Annotated in this window: 17 protein-coding genes; 10 read left to right on the plus strand and 7 right to left on the minus strand. The window is 69.8% G+C overall.

Going from position 1 to position 18494, the window contains the following annotated elements; all coding sequences use genetic code 11:
* The first annotated feature begins 37 nt into the window (after positions 1-37).
* Positions 38-2440 carry a DUF3141 domain-containing protein gene (locus V5F49_RS02445; protein ID WP_394114762.1) on the plus strand — a complete coding sequence of 801 codons (2403 nt, stop codon included), beginning with the start codon at positions 38-40 and terminating at the stop codon, positions 2438-2440.
* 249 nt (positions 2441-2689) lie between these two features.
* Here V5F49_RS02445 and V5F49_RS02450 read toward each other — a convergent pair whose 3' ends face one another.
* The 5 genes from V5F49_RS02450 to fabI all read right to left on the minus strand — a co-directional run bounded on the left by V5F49_RS02450 (position 2690) and on the right by fabI (position 7481).
* Complete coding sequence (locus V5F49_RS02450) at positions 2690-3343, minus strand: 3-oxoacid CoA-transferase subunit B (RefSeq protein ID WP_394114761.1); 654 nt, start codon at positions 3341-3343, stop codon at positions 2690-2692.
* A 17-nt stretch (positions 3344-3360) separates the two neighbouring features.
* Positions 3361-4014, minus strand: coding sequence for a CoA transferase subunit A (locus tag V5F49_RS02455; RefSeq protein WP_394114760.1), 654 nt, complete (start codon positions 4012-4014; stop codon positions 3361-3363).
* A complete protein-coding gene (locus V5F49_RS02460) occupies positions 4011-5228 on the minus strand; it encodes an acetate/propionate family kinase (protein WP_394114759.1) in 1218 nt (405 codons plus the stop codon). Before V5F49_RS02460 ends, V5F49_RS02455 begins: the two co-directional genes overlap by 4 nt.
* Positions 5225-6634, minus strand: a complete 1410-nt coding sequence (locus tag V5F49_RS02465) for a bifunctional enoyl-CoA hydratase/phosphate acetyltransferase (RefSeq protein ID WP_394114758.1) — start codon at positions 6632-6634, stop codon at positions 5225-5227. Before V5F49_RS02465 ends, V5F49_RS02460 begins: the two co-directional genes overlap by 4 nt.
* 82 nt (positions 6635-6716) lie before the next feature.
* Entirely contained in the window at positions 6717-7481 is a 765-nt protein-coding gene (gene fabI / locus V5F49_RS02470; protein WP_394114757.1) for an enoyl-ACP reductase FabI, read from the minus strand.
* Positions 7482-7805: 324 nt separating this feature from the next.
* On the opposite strand from fabI, the gene V5F49_RS02475 reads away from it, so the two are divergent.
* Both V5F49_RS02475 and V5F49_RS02480 read left to right on the plus strand, forming a co-directional pair.
* Positions 7806-8186, plus strand: coding sequence for a hypothetical protein (locus V5F49_RS02475; RefSeq protein WP_394114756.1), 381 nt, complete (start codon positions 7806-7808; stop codon positions 8184-8186).
* Between the two features lie 8 nt (positions 8187-8194).
* A complete protein-coding gene (locus V5F49_RS02480) occupies positions 8195-9136 on the plus strand; it encodes an SH3 domain-containing protein (RefSeq protein WP_394114755.1) in 942 nt (313 codons plus the stop codon).
* Positions 9137-9168: 32 nt separating this feature from the next.
* On the opposite strand, the gene V5F49_RS02485 is transcribed toward V5F49_RS02480, so the two are convergent.
* Positions 9169-9471 (minus strand): putative quinol monooxygenase, encoded by a 303-nt coding sequence (locus V5F49_RS02485; protein WP_394114754.1) that lies wholly within the window; start codon positions 9469-9471, stop codon positions 9169-9171.
* A gap of 192 nt (positions 9472-9663) precedes the next feature.
* Here V5F49_RS02485 and V5F49_RS02490 point away from each other — a divergent pair, with 192 nt between their 5' ends.
* The 3 genes from V5F49_RS02490 to V5F49_RS02500 are packed head-to-tail and all read left to right on the plus strand — an operon-like array spanning position 9664 to position 12944.
* Positions 9664-10986, plus strand: a complete 1323-nt coding sequence (locus tag V5F49_RS02490; protein WP_394114753.1) for an efflux RND transporter periplasmic adaptor subunit — start codon at positions 9664-9666, stop codon at positions 10984-10986.
* A 55-nt stretch (positions 10987-11041) separates the two neighbouring features.
* Positions 11042-12268, plus strand: coding sequence for an ABC transporter permease (locus tag V5F49_RS02495; protein WP_394114752.1), 1227 nt, complete (start codon positions 11042-11044; stop codon positions 12266-12268).
* Complete coding sequence (locus V5F49_RS02500; protein ID WP_394114751.1) at positions 12261-12944, plus strand: ABC transporter ATP-binding protein; 684 nt, start codon at positions 12261-12263, stop codon at positions 12942-12944. Before V5F49_RS02495 ends, V5F49_RS02500 begins: the two co-directional genes overlap by 8 nt.
* A 45-nt stretch (positions 12945-12989) precedes the next feature.
* On the opposite strand, the gene V5F49_RS02505 is transcribed toward V5F49_RS02500, so the two are convergent.
* The gene (locus V5F49_RS02505; RefSeq protein ID WP_509210736.1) at positions 12990-13961 is read right to left on the minus strand and encodes a metallophosphoesterase; all 972 of its coding nucleotides are present in this window, start codon (positions 13959-13961) and stop codon (positions 12990-12992) included.
* Between the two features lie 292 nt (positions 13962-14253).
* Here V5F49_RS02505 and V5F49_RS02510 point away from each other — a divergent pair, with 292 nt between their 5' ends.
* The 4 genes from V5F49_RS02510 (at position 14254) to V5F49_RS02525 (ending at position 18494) form a co-directional block, all read left to right on the plus strand.
* Positions 14254-15552 carry an ABC transporter substrate-binding protein gene (locus V5F49_RS02510; RefSeq protein WP_394114749.1) on the plus strand — a complete coding sequence of 433 codons (1299 nt, stop codon included), beginning with the start codon at positions 14254-14256 and terminating at the stop codon, positions 15550-15552.
* 64 nt (positions 15553-15616) lie between these two features.
* Positions 15617-16519: a carbohydrate ABC transporter permease gene (locus V5F49_RS02515; RefSeq protein ID WP_394114748.1), complete on the plus strand. Its 903-nt coding sequence runs from the start codon at positions 15617-15619 to the stop codon at positions 16517-16519.
* Positions 16520-16527: 8 nt separating this feature from the next.
* Positions 16528-17415: a carbohydrate ABC transporter permease gene (locus V5F49_RS02520; protein WP_394114747.1), complete on the plus strand. Its 888-nt coding sequence runs from the start codon at positions 16528-16530 to the stop codon at positions 17413-17415.
* 11 nt (positions 17416-17426) lie between these two features.
* Complete coding sequence (locus tag V5F49_RS02525; protein ID WP_394114746.1) at positions 17427-18494, plus strand: ABC transporter ATP-binding protein; 1068 nt, start codon at positions 17427-17429, stop codon at positions 18492-18494.

An 18494-nucleotide genomic window follows, 5' to 3' on the forward strand; every position in this document is an offset into this window, starting at 1 on the left:
CGGAGCCGGCGCCCGCGGCATGGAGGTTCGCTTGGACATGCGTCTGCCGCACTCCGACTACGTCAATCCGTTCTTCAACGCCGTCACCGACGGCAATGCCTGGACCGCGCGCCAGCGCGCGCTGGCGCTCACCGCCCAGATGTCGGAATGGTCTGGCGTGGGCGAGCTCACCTCCAAGGCGGCGGGCCGGCACTTCAGCAACATCTCGGCCACCCATGGCGAGCGGCTGCGCACCACCTTCAACGCCCTGACCGGCCTCGTGGCCGAGGTGACGAAGCCCGGCCGGCCGCCGCTGGCGCTGGTGAGCGACGCGCGCGCCTACCTGCAGGACCGGGCGCAGCGGGCGGTGCTGGTGGCCGATGCCCTGCGCGAGCGCGGCGACACCTTCTTCGCCCACGAGGCGGCCGGCTGCCCGCCGGTGCTGATCTATGACTACGACGTGGTGGTGGACGGCCGCGACCTGCCGCGTCCCTCGAACTACATGCTGCTGCGGATCAAGCCGCCGGAGGGCGTCGAGGTTCTCGACAGCAAGCGGCCCTACATCATCATCGACCCGCGAGCGGGGCACGGCGCCGGCATCGGCGGCTTCAAGGCCGACAGCCAGGTGGGCGTGGCGCTGAAGGCCGGCCACCCGGTCTATTTCACCTCGTTCCGGCGCGAGCCCGAGCCCGGCCAGACGCTGGCCGACGTCACCCGCGCCGAGGCCGCCTTCGTGCGGCACGTCCAGGCCGCCCATCCCGACGCCCCGAAGCCGGTGGTGATCGGCAACTGCCAGGGCGGCTGGGCGACGCTGGTCCTGGGCGCGTCCAACCCCGACATCACCGGCCCGCTGGTGCTGAACGGCGCGCCGGTGGAGACGTGGTCCGGCGACGTGGGCGCCAACCCCATGCGCTACAACGCCGGCCTGCTCGGCGGGCAGGTCCTGCCCATGTTCTGGTCCGACTTCGGCGACGGCGTGTTCGACGGCGCGTGGCTGGTGCTCAACTTCGAGATGCTGAACCCCGGCCGCACCTGGTTCCGCAAGTATTACGACCTGTTCGAGAAGGTGGACAGCGAGCGCGGCCGCTTCCTCGAGTTCGAGAAGTGGTGGTCCGGCTTCTTCCTGCTGAACGAGCCGGAGATCGTGTGGATCGTGCGCGAGCTGTTCGTGGGCAACAAGCTGGCCCGCAACGAGGCACGCCTCGAGCACGGCCGCGCGCTCGACGTGAAGCAGATCCGCTCGCCCATCATCGTCTTCGCCAGCCACGGGGACAACATCACCCCCGTCAAGCAGGCGCTGAACTGGATCATGGACGCGTATGCGGACGAGACCGAGATCCGCATCCGCGGTCAGCGCATCGTCTACATGGTGCACGACTCCATCGGGCACCTCGGCATCTTCGTCTCCTCCTCCATCGCCAAGCGCGAGCATGCGGAGGTGGCATCGACGCTGAAGACCATCGAGGCCCTGGCCCCGGGCCTGTACGAGATGGTCATCGAGGACGTGGCGGGCGAAGGCCATTCCAAGCACTTCACCGTCTCCTTCGCCGAGCGCCGGATTTCGGACCTGCCCGGCTATGGCGACGGGCGGCAGGACGAGGTGCCGTTCGGCGCGGTGGAGCGCATGTCCGAACTGCAGGGCGAGCTCTACGACATCTTCGCCCGCCCGCTGGTGCAGGCGAGCGTGACGCGTGCGAGCGCCGAGATCGGCCGCCAGATGCATCCGCTGCGGCTGCAGCGCGCCCTGCTCTCCTCGCGCAACCCGCTGTGCGGCGCCCTGCCCGCCGCCGCCGAGGCGACCGCGCAGGCGCGCCAGCCGGCGGCCGAGGACAACCCGTTCGTGCTGGCGGAGAAGCTGCTGGCCGACGCCTTCGAGCAGTCGCTCGACATCATCCGCGACGTGCGCGACGCCTGGTACGAGGTGGCCTTCTTCTCCATCTACGCCACGCCGCAGATGCGCTGGTTCGGCCGTGCCTTCAACTTCGAGCGCACCCGCAAGTCGAAGGAGGAACTCGTGGGCCTGCCGGAGGTGCAGTCGGCGCTGCTGCACGTGTCCTCGGGCGGCTTCGTTGAGGCTGTGATCCGCATGCTCATCCTGCTGGCGGAGGCCCGCGGCACCGTGCGCCGCGACCGGCTGGAGCGTTCGGCACGGGTGCTCACGAAGGACGAGCCGTTCCGCTCCCTGCCGACGGCGCGGCGGGCGCAGATCATCCATGAGCAGACGCTGATCGTGGAATATGCCGGCGCCGCCGCCATCGACACCCTGCCGGACCTGCTGCGCACCCCCGAGGAGCGCCGCCGCGCCGCCGAGGTGGTGCAATACGTGCCGGGCGCCCTCGCCGACATGGAGCCGCGCACCCTCGCCATGCTCCAGCGCTTCCGCCAGGTGCTGGGCCTGCCGCCGGCAACGCTGGACGTGCTGGAAGATCCGCTGACGTCGCTCACGGTCGCCGCGCAATAGGCGCCGGGACGGGGCATCGGAGCGGGCGCCGCATCCTCTTGCGGCGCCGGCCTTGGCCGAGGAGCGGGAGCGGACCGGGTTTGCGTGCCGCATCGTGCCCGCACCGCCGGCGCGGTGCGCCGCGGGCAGGCGGACGGGCGACGCGCATGGCGTCCCGCAGACAGATCAAACGGCGAAGGGCCGGACGCGCATCGCCCGGCCCTTTCCTTCAATCATACGGCCGTGTTGGAGCGGCTTCGGTCCTGTGCCTCAGCCGATGCACATGTCGGGAACGTCGTCCTCGATGATGAGCTTGGCGGTGGTCTGGGCGAGGATCTGGTCGATGCTCACGCCCGGCCCACGCTCGCGCAGCACCAGCCCTTCGTGCGTGGGCTCGATCACCGCCAGCTCGGTCACGATCAGGCTCACCCGGCGCATGGCGGTGAGGGGGAGCGTGCATTCGGGCACGATCTTCGCCTCGCCCTTGGCCGAGTGGACCATGGCCACCACCACGCGCTTGGCGCCCGCCACCAGATCCATGGCGCCGCCCATGCCAGGCACCATCTTGCCCGGCACCATCCAGTTGGCGAGATAGCCGTGCTCGTCCACCTGCAGGCCGCCCAGCACGGTCATGTCGAGATGGCCGCCGCGGATCAGGCCGAAGCTCATGGCGCTGTCGATAGAGGCCGCGCCCGGCACGGCGGTGACGAAGCCGCCGCCGGCGTCGGTGAGGTGCGGATCCTCCATGCCCTCCGGCGGGCGGGCGCCGAGGCCGATCACCCCGTTCTCCGCCTGGAAGAACACGCCGTAGTCGTGGGGGATGAAATTGGCCACCATGCTCGGCAGGCCGATGCCGAGGTTGACCAGCATGCCGGGCTTGATCTCCTGCGCCACGCGGCGGGCGATCACTTCCTTGGCGCTCATGGGCGTCCGGGCATCCATCACGCGGCCCTCGCAAGCATGTGGTCGACGAGCACGCCCGGCGTCTTCACCGCATCGGGCGAGATGACCCCCACCGGCACGATCAGCTCCGGCTCCACGATCACCGTGCGGCCGGCCAGCGCCATGATGGGATTGAAGTTGTGCGCGGTGAGCGAATACATGAGGTTGCCGGCATAATCGGCCTGCTGGGCGGCGATCAGCGCGAAGTCGCCGTGGATGGGCTTCTCCACCAGGAAGCGGCGGCCGTCGATCTCGACCACCTGCTTGCCGTCCTCCACCGGGGTGCCGAGGCCGGTGGCGGTGAGCACGCCGCCGAGGCCGACGCCGGCCGCGCGGATGCGCTCCACCAGCGTGCCCTGGGGCACCAGCTCCACCTCCACCTCGCCGGCGATCATCTTCTTCTGGATCTCCGCGTTGAGGCCGATGTGGGACATGATGGCCCGCGAGACGGCTCCCGCGCTCACCAGCTTGCCGATGCCGCGGCCCGGCATGGCGGCGTCATTGGCCACCACGGTGAGATTGCGCACCCCGCGCGCCACCAGCGCGTCGATCATGCGCTCGGGCGTGCCGACGCCCATGAAGCCGCCGATGAGCACCACCGCGCCGTCCGGGACGAGCGCCGCCGCATCCTCGGGATGGATCGCCTTCCTCATGCTTCCCCCTTCTCCCCGGCCGCGCCGCCCCCGTGTTCCCCCAGGAGGCGGCGGGCGGCGCGGGCAATCACGATTTCCTCGTTGGTCGGAATGACCATGATGCGCGCGCGGCTGAAGTCCGTCGAGATGACTCGGGCGTTGCCGTCGTTGCGATCATGGTCGAGCTCGAGGCCGATCCAGTCCAGCCCGTCGCAGATGCGCCGGCGGATCTTGCGCGAGTTCTCGCCGATGCCGCCGCAGAACACCAGCGCGTCGAGCCCGCCCAGCGCGGCGGCAAGGCCGCCCAGCTCGCGGCGGATGCGGAACACGAAATAGTCGATGGCCTCGTTGGCCTCCGGCACGCCGGCGCTCTCCAGCACCCGCATGTCGTTGGAGATGCCCGAGAGGCCGAGCAGGCCGGACTGGGTGTAGAAGATGTCCCGCACCTCGTCGATGGTGCGGCCCTCCTGCTGCACCATGTAGAAGATCACGCCCGGGTCCACCTGCCCCACGCGCGTGCCCATGGGCAGTCCGTCGAGCGCGGTGAAGCCCATGGTGGACGCCACCGAGCGCCCGCCGAGGATGCCGCACATGGAGGCGCCGTTGCCGAGATGCGCCACCACCACCCGCCCGGCGTGCAGCTGCGGCGCGATGCGCTTCAGCTCGCCGGAGACGTACTCGTACGAGAGTCCGTGGAAGCCGTAGCGGCGGATGCCCTTGTCGTAATACTCGCGCGGCAGGGCGAACACGTCGTTGGCCTTGGGATGGTGGCGGTGGAAGGCGGTGTCGAAGCAGGCCACCTGCAGCGCATCCGGGAACGCCGCCTTGGCCGCCGCGATGCCGGCGAGGTTGTGCGGCTGGTGGATGGGGGCGAAGGGGGACAGACGGGTCAGCTCCGCCATCACCGTGTCGGTCACCGCCATCGGCTCGGAATAGCGCGGGCCGCCATGCACCACCCGGTGCCCCACCACGCTGGCGCGGGCGGTGGGGAAATGCTGGCGCAGCAGCGCGAGCACGGTCGCAAGGGCGCTCACGTGGTCCGACGCCTCCTCGGCGGACAGGTCGCGGGCGACCCGCGGCAGGGCCTCGCCCAGGTCCACCTTCAGGCGCGGCTGGCGGCCGATGTTCTCCACCAGCCCGATGGCCATCTGCGCCGGCTCGCCGGAGATGTCGTAGAGGCTGAACTTGAGGGAGGATGAGCCGGCATTCAGCGTGAGGGTGACCGGCAGCGTCATGAGGCGGCGCCTTCCTTGGCGGCGAGGCCCGCGATGCGGGCGTGGTGGATGGCGGCCACCGCGCAGGAGGCAAGGCGCGCCTTGGCGCTGTCGGCCCGCGAGGTGAGGATGATGGGCACCTTCGCGCCCATGACGATGCCCGCGCCCTCGGCGTGGGAGATGTAGGTGAGCTGCTTGGCCAGCATGTTGCCGGCGTCGAGATCCGGCACCACCAGCACCTCGGCCCGGCCCGCCACCGGCGAGGAGATGCCCTTGGTGCGGGCTGCGGCGATGTCGATGGCGTTGTCCATGGCGAGCGGCCCGTCCACCACGCCGCCATGGATCTGGCCGCGCTCGGCCATCTTGGAGAGCAGCGCCCCGTCCACCGAGGAGGGGATCTGCGGGTTCACCGTCTCCACCGCCGAGAGCACGCCCACCTTCGGCTCGGCGATGCCCAGCGAGATGGCGAGGTCGATGGCGTTCTGCACGATGTCGACCTTGGTGGCGAGGTCCGGCTGGATGTTGATGGCCGCATCCGTCACCAGCAGCGGATGGGAGAGGCCGGGCACGTCCATGACGAAGATGTGGGTGAAGCGCCGGCCGGCGCGCAGGCCGCGCTCCTTGCGCAGGGCCGCATGGAGCAGTTCGTCGGTATGCAGATGGCCCTTCATGAGCGCGCCGGCACGGCCGTCGGCCACCAGATCCACCGCGGCGTTGGAGGCGGCGGAATGGTCGGCGATGTCGATGATCTCGATGCCGTCGAGGCTCTCTTCGCCCGCGCGCGCGGCGGCCTCGATCTTGCGCCGGCTGCCGATCAGGATCGGCGTGATGAGGTGGTGCCGGGCGGCCAGCAGCGCCCCGCCGAGCGCATTCGGCTCCTCCGGCGCCACCACCGCCACCGCCAGCGGCGGCAGGGTCTCGGCGCGCGCCACCAGCGCGTCGAAATGGCGATGGCGCTCCACCAGCAGGCCGGGCACGTCCTGCTCCTCGAACACGAACTTGCGGCGCGGCGCCACCACCACCGCCTCGCCCTCGAGCAGCATCTCCTCCGGCTCCTCGCGGCGGACGGAGGTGGCGAACACCACGGTGCCGTCCGCGCGCTTCTCGGTGAGGCGGACGCGGGCGATCAGGTCGTCGCCGTCACGCGCGCGGCCGAGGAACTGGAACGTCTGGGAACGGTAGAGCGTGCCGGCGCCGGGCAGGATGTTGCCGAGCACGGCGGAAATCAGCGAGCCGACCCACATGGAAGGCGCCGACACCGGGTCGGCGGCGCCGTCGGCGTCGAGGTCGTAGCCCGGCAGGTGCAGCGGATTGTGGTTGCCCGAGGCCGTGGCGAACACGAACAGGTCATCCGCCGTGCAGATGCGCCTGAGCTCCGCGCTCTCCCCCACCTGCAGCTCGTCGAAGGTCCGGTTCTCGCGCTTCATGTCGGTCTGCCCCGTGGTGCGCCGCGCCCGCGGCCTCTCGTGTGCCCGCGCCGGCCGGAGCGCGGCGGCCCCTGCCGGTCGCTCAGGCGATGATGCTGTAGCCGCCGTCGATCTGGTGAACGCCGCCCGTCACGTTGGCCGCCTCGCGGCTGGCGAGGAATGCGGCGTAGGCGCCCACGTCCTCGATGGAGGCGAGCAGGTGGGTGGGCGCGCGCTCGGCCGCGGCGTTCAGCAGGTCGTCGAAATGGCCGATGCCGGAGGCCGCGCGGGTCTTCAGCGGCCCCGGCGAGAGGGCGTGGACGGAGATGCGCTTCTCGCCCAGCTCGGCGGCGGCGTAGCGCACCACCGATTCCAGCGCCGACTTCACCGGCCCCATGATGTTGTAGTTCTCGACCACCTTCTCCGCGCCGTAGAACGACACGGTCATGCAGGTGCCGCCTTCACCCATGAGCGGCTCGGCGCGGCGGATCATGCGCAGGAAGGAGTGGACCGAGACGTCCATGGCCAGGGCGAAGCCCTCGGCGGAGCAGTCCACCACGCGGCCGTGCAGGTCTTCCTTCGGGCAGAAGGCGATGGAGTGCAGCAGCGTGTCGAGCCGGCCCCAGCGGGCGGCGATCTCGTCGAACACGCGGTCGAGCTCGCCCGGCACGCTCACGTCCAGCGGCAGGATCAGGCTCGCGCCCAGCTCCTCCGCCAGCGGGCGCACGTGGCGCTCGGCCTTCTCGTTGAGATAGGTGATGGCAAGCTCCGCGCCCTGCGCCCGCAGCGCCCTGGCGCAGCCCCAGGCGATGGACTGGTCGTTGGCGACACCCACCACCAGCGCCTTGTGACCCTGAAGTGAAAACATGCCGCCCCCGCTCTTCCACGCATGTGACGGGGACGGACATTCTCCCACGTCGCCTTTGTTGGCGTCGATGCGGCATCGCCCGATCCGTGAAGACAGCGCGACACGTCCCCCGAATGCGGTTCTAGTTGGTGCCCTTGACCCTTTTATTACGGGCGGGACGGCGATTGACATGGATCAAGACACGGCTGCCCCCCGCTTCACTGCGCGATGGCGGGGCATGACTTCGTTCGGCTGGCGTTCATGTACCGCGGGGCTTTATGGCCACGCTTGACGGACGATGCGGATGCGCGTCCGCTGCGGTCGAGCTGGAGCCGGGAGCCCATCATGTCGATTGTCACGCCTTTCTCGATGCGCGCCCTGCGCCGCACCACCGCGACGCTGGCCGCCGCCGGCGCGCTGGCGTCCGTGCTCGCCACTGGCGCGCTGGCGCAGTCCGTCAACCTGTTCAAGATCGTCACGGTGCGCGACGAGGTCGTGGTGGGGCTGAGCCCCGAGGAGGCCAAGGCCATCGGCGGCAGCGACGTGACGGCCGTGGGCCGGGCGCTGAAGGACAAGGGCGAGCTGACGGTCTGGCAGTATGCCGTGCGCAAGGCGCCCGACGGGCAGCTGGAGCAGGCGCCGCTGCGCCGCATCAGCATCCTCGGCCACGACAGCCTCAGGGTGGAGCCCTATGCGACGCCGCTCCGCGTGGTCGCGCCCCAGTGAGGCCCGCCATGTTTGCCGGCCGCCGCGTCGGACCCGCTGTCGCTCTGGCCGCGTCGCTCGTCGCCCTCGCGCTGCCGGCGCGGGGCGAGGAGGCTCCGTGGATCGCCGCCGCGCGGGCGAAGCTGCCGCCGGGCCTTGTCGCCGGGCAGGTGATCCTGCTCGACGAGGGCGGGCTGAAGGCGGCCATCGCGGTCTACCCGGCGGGCGCGGACAATCCTGCCACGCCGGGCAGCGCGCTCGATCCGGGGCAGGTGCTCGAGGTGGTGCTGACGTCGGACAACGGCACCCTCGCGGTCGCGTCCGCCAGCCTGCGCCCGCGCCGGGCCGAGGAGCGCCCGCGGGATGATCTCGACGAGGAGATGCAGGCGCTGGAGCGCAAGCTTGCGGCGAAGCGGAAGGCCGAGCCGGGCATCGAGCCCTGCGCCCTTTCCGCCTGGGCCATGGATGACGGGAAGAAGGGCATCGCCGTGCGCGCCGCCCCTTCCGACACCGCGAAGGTGGTCGGCCGCCTCGCCCCGATGCACGAGACGCCGGAGTCCGGCCAGGGTTCGGAGGCCGGGTGGCGCGTGGAGTTCAAGATCACCGGCTACAAGGCCGGCTGGTTCCGCATCACCGGCGCCACCCCGCCCGGCGCGCCCTATGACGATCCCCCGCCCCGCTCCTATCCGAAGACCTATTCCGGCACCGGCTGGATCCGCGCCTCGGAGGCGGGCGGCGCCTATGCCAACTCGCAGATGCCGGTGCAGCACCTGATGCAGGCGCCCCATGTGGATGCGCAGGACTTCCCGCCGGGCGAGGGCGCGGCGACGCCGGACGGCACCCTTGCCATCGACAGCGCGCTGGTTGAGCTCTACGCCTGCTCAGCCAACTGGGCGCTGACGAAGAGCCGCGACGGCCGGCGCGGCTGGTGGCGCGGCATCTGCTCCAACCAGGTCACCAATTGCAGCTGAGGGGCGGGAGCCTCGCTCGCCTGCCGGCGCTCCTATCCCGCGATCTTCTCCATCCGGTGGATCACCAGATCGGCGAGATGGGCCCGCGGGCCGGAGGCGTCGAAGCGGGCGATCGCGGCGCCGGTGAGGTGCGCCTGCAGCTTCTCCTCGCTCTGCCAGCTCTCCACGAAGATCAAGAGATGCGGATCTTCCAGGGACTGATGCAGCTCATAGCGCAGGCATCCGTCCTCGCGCAGGGTGTCCGCCACCAGCTGCTCCTGCGCCGCGCGCAGGGCATCTGCGCGGCCCGGCTTGGCGCGGGTCACGGCGATGACGGTGAGGGGTGAGGCGCTCATGGTTCTGGCTCTCCGCAAGGTCCGGTCCCGCTCCGGCGAGCGGGCGATGGCGCAAAGTGGCGCAGCGAGGTTGCCACCGCGTTTCCGTCCCCGGCGCCAGCGGGCGATGCCTCGCGACGGATCGACGTGCCGCGCGGCAGGGCGACGCGGCCGCGCCGACAGGCCGTTGACCTCGCCCGCGACCGCGTGAAGATGCCGATCGTGAAGACAGAGCCCACGCCCGCCGGCCAGCCCCTGCCGGATACCCCCTCCCCCGCGCCCACGCGACCTGTGCGCGGGCGCATCGCCGTGCTGTGGGCCCACCGCTGGCTGGTTGCCGTGACGATCGCCCTTGTGGCCTTCGGCGGCTGGCAGGTCCGCCGCGCCCTCGTCGGCCCCGAGATCACGGTGGCGCGGGTGGAGCGCGGCGACCTCGTGCGCACCGTGGTGGCGAGCGGCCATGTGGAGACGCCGTTCCGGGTGGAGATCGGCGCGCAGATCACCGGCATGGTGGCCGACGTGCTGGTGGAGGAAGGCCAGAGCGTCACCAGCGGCCAGCCGCTCGTCGCCATCCAGCGCGAGGAGCTGAACGCCGTCTTCGTGCAGGCGCAGGGGGCGGTGGCGCAGGCGGAGGCACGCATGCGCCAGCTCACGGAGCTGACGCTGCCGGTGGCGAAGGAGAACCTTGCGCAGGCGCAGGCCTCTCTGCGCAACGCCCAGGCGAGCTATAACCGCACGTCCGAGCTCGCCGCCCACGGCAATGCCACCAAGGCCGCGCTCGACGATGCCCAGCGGGCCCTCGACCAGGCCCGCGCGCAGGTGAATGCGGCGCAGTTCCAGGTGTTCACCGCCAGCACCGGCGGCAGCGATTTCGTGATGGCCCAGACCGAGCTGGACCAGGCCCGCGCCACGCTGGAGGCGGCGCGCTCGCGCCTCGCCTACGCCACCATCACCGCTCCGCGCGACGGCGTGCTCATCGCCCGCAAGGTGGAGCGCGGCACCATCGTCCAGCCCGGCCGCGTGCTGCTGGTGCTCGCCCCCGCCGGCGACGTGCAGCTGGTGGCGGACATCGACGAGCGCAATCTCGGCATGCTGGCTCTGGGCCAGCCGGCGCTCGCCTCCGCCGACGCCTTTCCGGCCGAGCGGTTCGCCGCGACGCTCACCTACATCAACCCGGGCATCGACATCACCCGAGCCACCGTGCAGGTGAAGCTGACGGTACCCCACCCGCCGGCCTACCTGCGGCAGGACATGACCGTCTCCGTGGACATCGAGACCGCGCGGCGGGACAATGTCCTGTCCGTGCCGCTCAACACCGTGCGCGACCTCGCCTCGGCCGCCCCGTGGGTGATGCTGGTGAGGGACGGGCGCACGGTGCGCCAGCCGGTGCGGCTGGGCCTGCGCGGCAATGCCCGCGTGGAGATCACCGAAGGGCTCGCGGCCGGCGATCTCGTGGTGCCGGACGGCATCGCCATCGGCCCCGGCGCGCGGCTGCGGCCGCTCGCGCCCGGCGCGGCGGGGGCGAGCAAGCCATGAGCCAGCTGCCATGAGCCTGCTACCATGAGCCCGCTGCCATGAGTCAGATCGCGCCATGAGCCCGCTCCTGCCCTTCGAGTGGATCACCGCCGTGCGCTTCCTGCGCGAGGGCCGGCTGCAGACGCTGTTCATCCTCATCGGCATCGCCATCGGCGTCGGCGTCATCGTGTTCATGACCGCCATGCTGGCGGGGCTGGAGCAGAATTTCCTGAAGCGGGTGCTCACCTCGCAGGCCCATGTGCAGCTCCTGCCGCCGGACCAGATCGCCCGCCCGCTCCGTGACGCGCCCGGCACGCTGGAGGATGCGGTGGTGCAGCGGCCCAGCCAGCGCATCATCTCCATCGACCAGTGGCCACGCATCATCGCCGCCACCCGCGCCATGCCGCAGGTGGCGCAGGCCTCGCCCACCGCCGGCGGATCGGTGCTGGCGGCGCGTGGCGATGCCAGCCGCTCCGTGACCATGACGGGGGTGGAGCCGGAGACCTATTTCCGCATCGTGCGCGTGCCGGACTACATCGTCGCCGGCCAGCCGCGCCTGACCTCCGAGGACATCCTGATCGGCACCGAGCTCGCCAAGGATCTCGGCGCCACCGTGGGCGACAAGCTGAACCTGCGCGCCGCCAGCGGCGCCACCCGCACCCTCACCATCACCGGCCTGATGGACCTCGGCAACAAGGCGGCCAACCAGCGCTCCACCTTCGTTGCCCTGCGCACCGCCCAGTCGCTGCTCGGCATCATCGGCGGGGCGACCTCCATCGACATCGCGGTCCACGACATCTACGCCGCCGACGACGTGGCCCGCGCCATCGGCGCCACCGAGCGGGTGCAGGCCGACAGCTGGATCAAGACCAACGCCCAGTTCTTCACCGCCGTGCAGGCGCAGAAGAACACCAACCTGCTCATCCGCGTGTTCGTCGCCATCTCGGTGGCGTTCGGCATCGCGGCGGTGCTGGTGGTGTCGGTGATCCAGCGCTCGCGCGACATCGGCATCCTGCGCGCCATGGGCACGCGGCGCGGGCAGGTGCTGGCGGTGTTCCTGCTGCAGGGCGGGCTGCTCGGCTTCCTCGGCTCGCTGGTGGGATCGGCCATCGGCGCCGGTGCGCTGATCTACTGGCATGCGCTCGCCCGGCAGGCCGACGGCAGCGAGCTGTTTCCGCTGGTGCTGCAGCAGTCCCTGTTCGTGGAGACGGCGCTGCTCGCCAGCCTCACCGGCATCCTGGCGGCGATGGTGCCGGCTCTGCGTGCGGCGCGTCTCGATCCGGTGGTGGCGATCCGTGGCTGAACCGATCCTGCGGCTGGAACAGATCCGCAAATCCTACAACCTCGGCCTTCCCTCCGAGACCGAGGTGCTGCACGGCATCGACCTCTCGCTGGCGCGCGGGGAGTTCGTCGCCCTGATCGGTCCGTCGGGATCGGGCAAGAGCACGCTGCTCAACATCATCGGCCTGCTCGACCGGCCGACATCCGGCCGCATCCTGATCCACGGCCGCGACACCGGCGCGCTCGGCGAGGGCGAGCTGACACGCCTGCGCGGCCACACCATCGGCTTCGTATTCCAGTCGCACCTGCTCATCTCCGCCTTCACCGCGCTGGAGAACGTGATGATGCCCCTGCTGGCGGACCGGCGCTTTCCCTCCGCGCAGATGGAGAAGCGCGCGCTGGAGCTGCTTGGCGAGGTGGGGCTCGGGGCCGTGGCCGGCAACAAGGCCACCCACATGTCCGGCGGCCAGCAGCAGCGTGTCGCGGTGGCCCGGGCCCTCGCCATGCAGCCGGATCTGGTGCTGGCGGACGAGCCGACCGGCAACCTCGATACACGCTCGGCCGACGACGTGTTCACCCTGATGCGCCGCGAGAACGCGCGCCACGGCACCACCTTCCTGCTGGTGACGCACAACATGGACCTCGCCGGCCGTTGCGACCGCATTATTCGCGTGGTGGACGGCCGCATCGCGGACTGATACGCGCGCCGGGGACGACCGTCTGGCGCCGCGAGGGGCCGCGCCTCACCAGGAAAGCGCGGGGCCGGGAACGAGGCATGTCACGAGCGCCCCGTCCTCCACCCGGTGGAGGGCGATCTGCGGCGCCTCGCGCACCACGCGGAAGCCGGCGCCCGCGAAGTCCAGCGCGAACTGGTGGCTGGCCGATGGGGCGATGAACGCGCGGTGCCCCGCGAAGCTGCCGACGATGGCGCGATGGACATGCCCGCACAGGATGCCGAGGATGTTCGCCCGCCCCCGCAGCAGCGCCTCGAGCTCCGCCCGTCCCTCCCTGAGGCCGATGGCGTCCATGGCGGGAATGCCGGTGACGAACGGCGGGTGGTGCATGACGATCAGCACCTTCCGGTCCGCGGCGCCTTCGAGCGCGGCGGCAAGCCAGGCCAGCTGGTCGCCCGCGATGGCGCCGTGGGAGTGACCTTCCACCAGCGTGTCGAGGCCGATGATGCGCAACGCCCCCATATCGCGCACCACGCCGAGATGGATCGATCCAGCACCGAAAGCAGCGCTGGGATCATCGTGCTGCGCACCGAAAACGGCGCTGGGATCATCGTGCTGCGCACCGAAAACGGCGCTGGGATCATCGTGCCGCGCACCGAAAACGGCGCTGGGATCATCGTGCCGCGCACCGAAAACGGCGCTGGGATCATCGTGCCGCGCACCGAAAACGGCGCGCATGGGCGCACGCCGGTCGTGGTTGCCGGGCACGGCCAGGAAGGGGATCGCGAGGCGCTCCAGCCCCTCCCGCACGAAGGCGTATTCCTCCTCGACGCCCACCTCCCCGAGGTCGCCGCTGACGATGAGCAGGTCGGGCCGCGGCGCGAGCCGGGCGAGGTGGTCGACGAGGGCGGTGAAGGCCGTGCGGGTATCGACTGCGCCCGCCAGCCGGCCCGCCGGAGTGACGTGAAAATCGGTGATCTGCGCCATCAGCATCGAACGAAAGCTCCAACATCTCACCCGGCGGACGGCGGCGGCTTCCACACGCTCCGTCGCCTGTCTTCTAGGGCTTGCGCAGCGTCAGGTCGAGGCGCCTGAGGGATTATGTGGTTATTTGTGCATCTTGCTCATTTTATAGCCTCGATTTCCAAATTCCCCAGGGTTAGGGTCACACCACTGTCACCGAACCGGTACAGAAAACACAGCGCGCCGGGGGCGGATCTGAACCGCCGGGCGCACCCCCTGGGGAGTTACAGCACAAGGCTCATCCAGCCGCCCATCGGCGGCGGGCGGCGCTCGCCTGCTCGACGCCCACTCGCTCTGTGAGAGGTAAGAGATGTCGGTCAATTCCACATTTTCCCACATTTCCCGGCGCGGCGTCCTAGTGGGCGGCGCGGCGGCGGCAGTGGCCGGCCTCAGCGGCGGCCGGGCCCGCGCGGCGGACAAGGTGAAGCTCCAGTTCATGTATCCGGTCGGTGTCTCGGGCGACATCAATCGCCTGGTCTCGGCCATGATCGCCAAGTTCAACGCCGCCCACGAGGGCATCGAGGTGGAGGCGATCTACGCCGGCAGCTACGACAACACCGAGCAGAAGGTCATCACCGCGCTCGGCGTCGGCGAGCCGCCCGCCACCTGGCTGCCCATCAACTCGGCGCTGCAGACCTTCCTCGGCCTCGACGCGCTGGCGGACATCACGTCCAAGGCCAAGGCCGATGATATCTATCAGGATTTCATCCCCGGCTTCCTCGAGACCTGCATCTCCGACGGCAAGCTCTACGGCCTGCCGTTCCAGCCCTCCACCCCGGTGCTCTACCTCAACAAGGACGCGCTGAAGGCCGCCGGAATCGCCAAGGCGCCGGTGACCTGGGACGAGCTGCTCGAGGTGGCCAAGGTGCTCACCGTGCGCGAGAACGGCGAGCTGAAGCGCTGGGGCCTCACCATCGGCGGCGGCTGGCACGACTGGATCTTCGAGTGCTACTGCCGCCAGAACGCCCTGGTGCCATGGACCAAGGACAAGGTGCTGTTCGACAAGCCCGAGGCGGTCGACGCGCTGGAGTTCTGGGTGAAGATGGTGAAGGCGGGCGTGATGCCGCCGGCCTCCACCTGGGAAGGCTCGGCCAACGACTTCATGGCCGGTCGCACCGCCATGCTCTACCACTCCACCGGCTCGCTGACGAACCTGCGCAAGTCCTCGCCGTTCGAGGTGGATGTCGCCTTCATGCCGAAGAACAAGACCTTCGGCGCCTGCCAAGGCGGCGGCCCCATCATGATCGCCAAGAAGCAGACCGACAAGCAGATCGAGGCCTCCTGGACCTTCGCGCGCTGGATGACCTCCACCGAGGTGCAGTCCCAGTGGGGCCGCGACACCGGCTATCTCGCGGTGCGCAAGTCGGCGTGGGAGACGCCGGAGATGAAGGCGTACCTGGAGAAGGTGCCGCAGGCCAAGGTGGCGCTTGAGCAGTCGGCCTATGCCGGCGCCTTCCTGCAGGTGCCCGGCTATCACAAGGTCCGCGAGTACCTGAAGAGCGCGCTCGACCGCACGCTGGCCGGCTCGATCCAGCCCGACGCCGCGCTGAAGGAAGCCGCGGAAAATTCCAACCGCGAGATCCAGCGCCTGCTGCGCCGCCGCTCGTGACGAAACGGGCGCCCGTCCTTCGGGGCGGGCGCCATTTTCCCGCCCGCAGAAGATGAGGATCGCAATGGTTCGAGGTTCCGCGCTGCGCGCCCGTGTGTCGGAGGCGGGGCTCGCCTATCTGCTGCTCCTGCCCTCGCTGGTCTTCCTCTGCGCCTTCACCTACTGGCCGATCATCCGCTCCGTCTACTTCAGCTTCCACGACGTGATGCTGGGTTCGGACAAGATGTTCTTCCTCGGCTGGGAAAATTACGAGCGGCTGTGGACCGATGGCCTGTTCTGGAAGTCGCTCGGCAACACGGCCTTCTACACCCTCGTCACCATTCCCTCGGCCATCTGCTGCGCGCTGCTGCTGGCGGTGGCGCTGGACAGCAAGCTGAGGGGCATGACCTTCTACCGCTCCGCCTTCTTCTATCCGGTGATGATCCCCTCGGTGGCGGCGGGCATGGTGTGGGTGTTCCTCTATGCGCCGGGCTACGGACCCATCAACGATGCGCTCGCCCTCCTCGGCCTGCCCAAGCTCGAGTGGCTGTACAATTCCGATACGGCGATGATCGCCATCATCATCATGAGCATCTGGAAGTATTCCGGCTACTTCATGCTGATTTTGCTGGCCGCCCTGCAGATGGTGCCCTCGGACCTCTACGAGGCGGCACGGCTCGACGGCGTGTCCGCCTGGAACCGGCTCATCCACATCACCATCCCGCTGATCTCGCCGACGCTCTACTTCGTCGTCATCATCGGCCTGCTGCATTCCTACCAGATCTTCGACTACGTCTACGTGATGACGCAGGGCGGGCCGGCGGACGCCACCAACGTTCTGACCTTCTACATCTATCAGAACGGCTTCCAGTATCAGGACATCGGCTACGCCTCGACGCTGGCGAACGTGCTGCTCCTGTTCGTCGGCGGCCTCATCACCCTCGTCGCGCTGGTGTTCGGCCGGCGTGTCCACTACCTCGGACGCTGAGGCACGGCATGGCGACCCTCGACGACCCTCTCACCCTGTCCGCCCCCGCCACCTCCCGTGGCACGCTGCTGAAGCTGCGCAAGGCGCTGCGCCGCAACTGGCTGCACGCCGTGCTGCTGCCGATCCTCGCGCTGTGGATCAGCCCGCTGGTGTGGATCATCGTCACCTCGCTGAAGACGCGGGTGGAGGTGTTCGACCCCAATGCCGGCTTCCTGCCGGCGGTGGCGCAGTGGAGCAACTATCCCGCGGCCATGGCGGTGGCGCCGTTCGGCACCTACCTCATCAACTCCATCCTCGCCACCGGCGGCATCCTCGCCTGCGAGCTCGTGACCATCACGCTCGCCGCCTATGCCTTCGCGCGGCTGAACTTCCCCGGCAAGAACATCCTCTTCACGCTGTTCCTGCTGCAGATCATGTTCCCGATCTACGCCACCTTCCTCACCAACTTCGTCACGGTGCGCGAGCTGGGCCTGCTCAACTCGCTGCCGGCGCTGATCGTGCCGTTCGTGGCGTCCGGCTACGGCACCTTCATGCTGCGCCAGGCGTTCCGGCAGGTGCCGACCGAGCTTGCCGACGCGGCGCGGCTCGACGGGTGCGGGCATCTCGGCATCCTGTGGCACGTCTATTTGCCGCTGGTGAAGCCGACGCTGGTGGCCTTCTCCATCATCGCGGTGGTGACCCACTGGAACGACTACATGTGGCCGCTGCTCGTCACCAATTCCGAGCGGGTGCGCACCCTGCCCATCGGCCTCGGCCTTCTGGCGAAGTCCGACAGCGGCGCCGACTGGACGCGGCTGATGGCGGCGACCGTCGTGGTGGTGTCGCCGCTGCTCCTGTTCTTCGTCATCTTCCAGCGGCGCTTCGTGGACAGCTTCATGCACGCGGGCCTGAAGTAGGAGTATCGAGCATGGCCGAAGTGGTTCTTCAGGGCGTGAGCAAGTCCTACCAGGGCCGGCCCACCGTGCATGCGGTGGACCTGATGGTGGCGGACAGGGAATTCATGGTGCTGGTCGGCCCCTCGGGCTGCGGCAAGTCCACCACCCTGCGCATGGTCGCCGGGCTGGAGGAGATCTCGGCCGGCCGCCTGCTCATCGACGGGCGGGACGTGACCCACGCCGAGCCGCAGGCGCGCGACATCGCCATGGTGTTCCAGTCCTACGCGCTCTATCCGCACATGACCGCATACCGGAACATGGCGTTCGGGCTGCTGAAGACATCGAAGCTCTCGAAGGGCGAGATCGACCGGCGCATCCGCGAGGCGGCGGAGATCCTGCACATCACTCACCTGCTCGACCGCAAGCCCAACGCGCTGTCCGGCGGCGAGCGCCAGCGCGTGGCCATCGGCCGGGCGCTGGTGCGCCAGCCCAAGGTGTTCCTGTTCGACGAGCCGCTCTCCAACCTCGACGCCAAGCTGCGCACCCACATGCGCGGCGAGCTGAAGCGCCTGCACAAGGAGCTGGGGCTCACCGTCATCTATGTCACCCACGACCAGATCGAGGCGATGACGCTGGGCACCCGCGTCGCCATCCTCTCCGAAGGCCGCCTGCAGCAGGTTGGCGCGCCCATGGACCTCTACATGCGGCCCGCCAACACCTTCGTCGCCACCTTCATCGGCTCGCCGGAGATGAGCCTGCTGCGCTGCGACCTGAGCCCCAACGGCACCGGCAGCGTGGTGAGCCACCCCGCCTTCTCGGTCCACGTGCCGGAGCGCCCCGGGGTGGCGGATGTCTTCCTCGGCATCCGGCCGGAGGAGGTGACGGTGGGCCCCGCCGACGGCGCCATGGCGCAGGGCGTGGTGGAGCGCACCGAGCTGATCGGCTCCGAAGCGCTGGCGGAGATCCGCGTGGGCGCCGACCGTCTGGTGGCGCGCACGCCGGTGACGCGGGCGCCGGAGCCGGGCGCCCAGGTGGGCCTCGTGTTCGACCTGGAGCGGGCCCGCCTGTTCGACGCGGCCAGCGGCCGCGCCCTCGCCTGA

Origin of the sequence: Xanthobacter lutulentifluminis (assembly GCF_043194675.2) — a bacterium.
Lineage (GTDB): Bacteria > Pseudomonadota > Alphaproteobacteria > Rhizobiales > Xanthobacteraceae > Xanthobacter.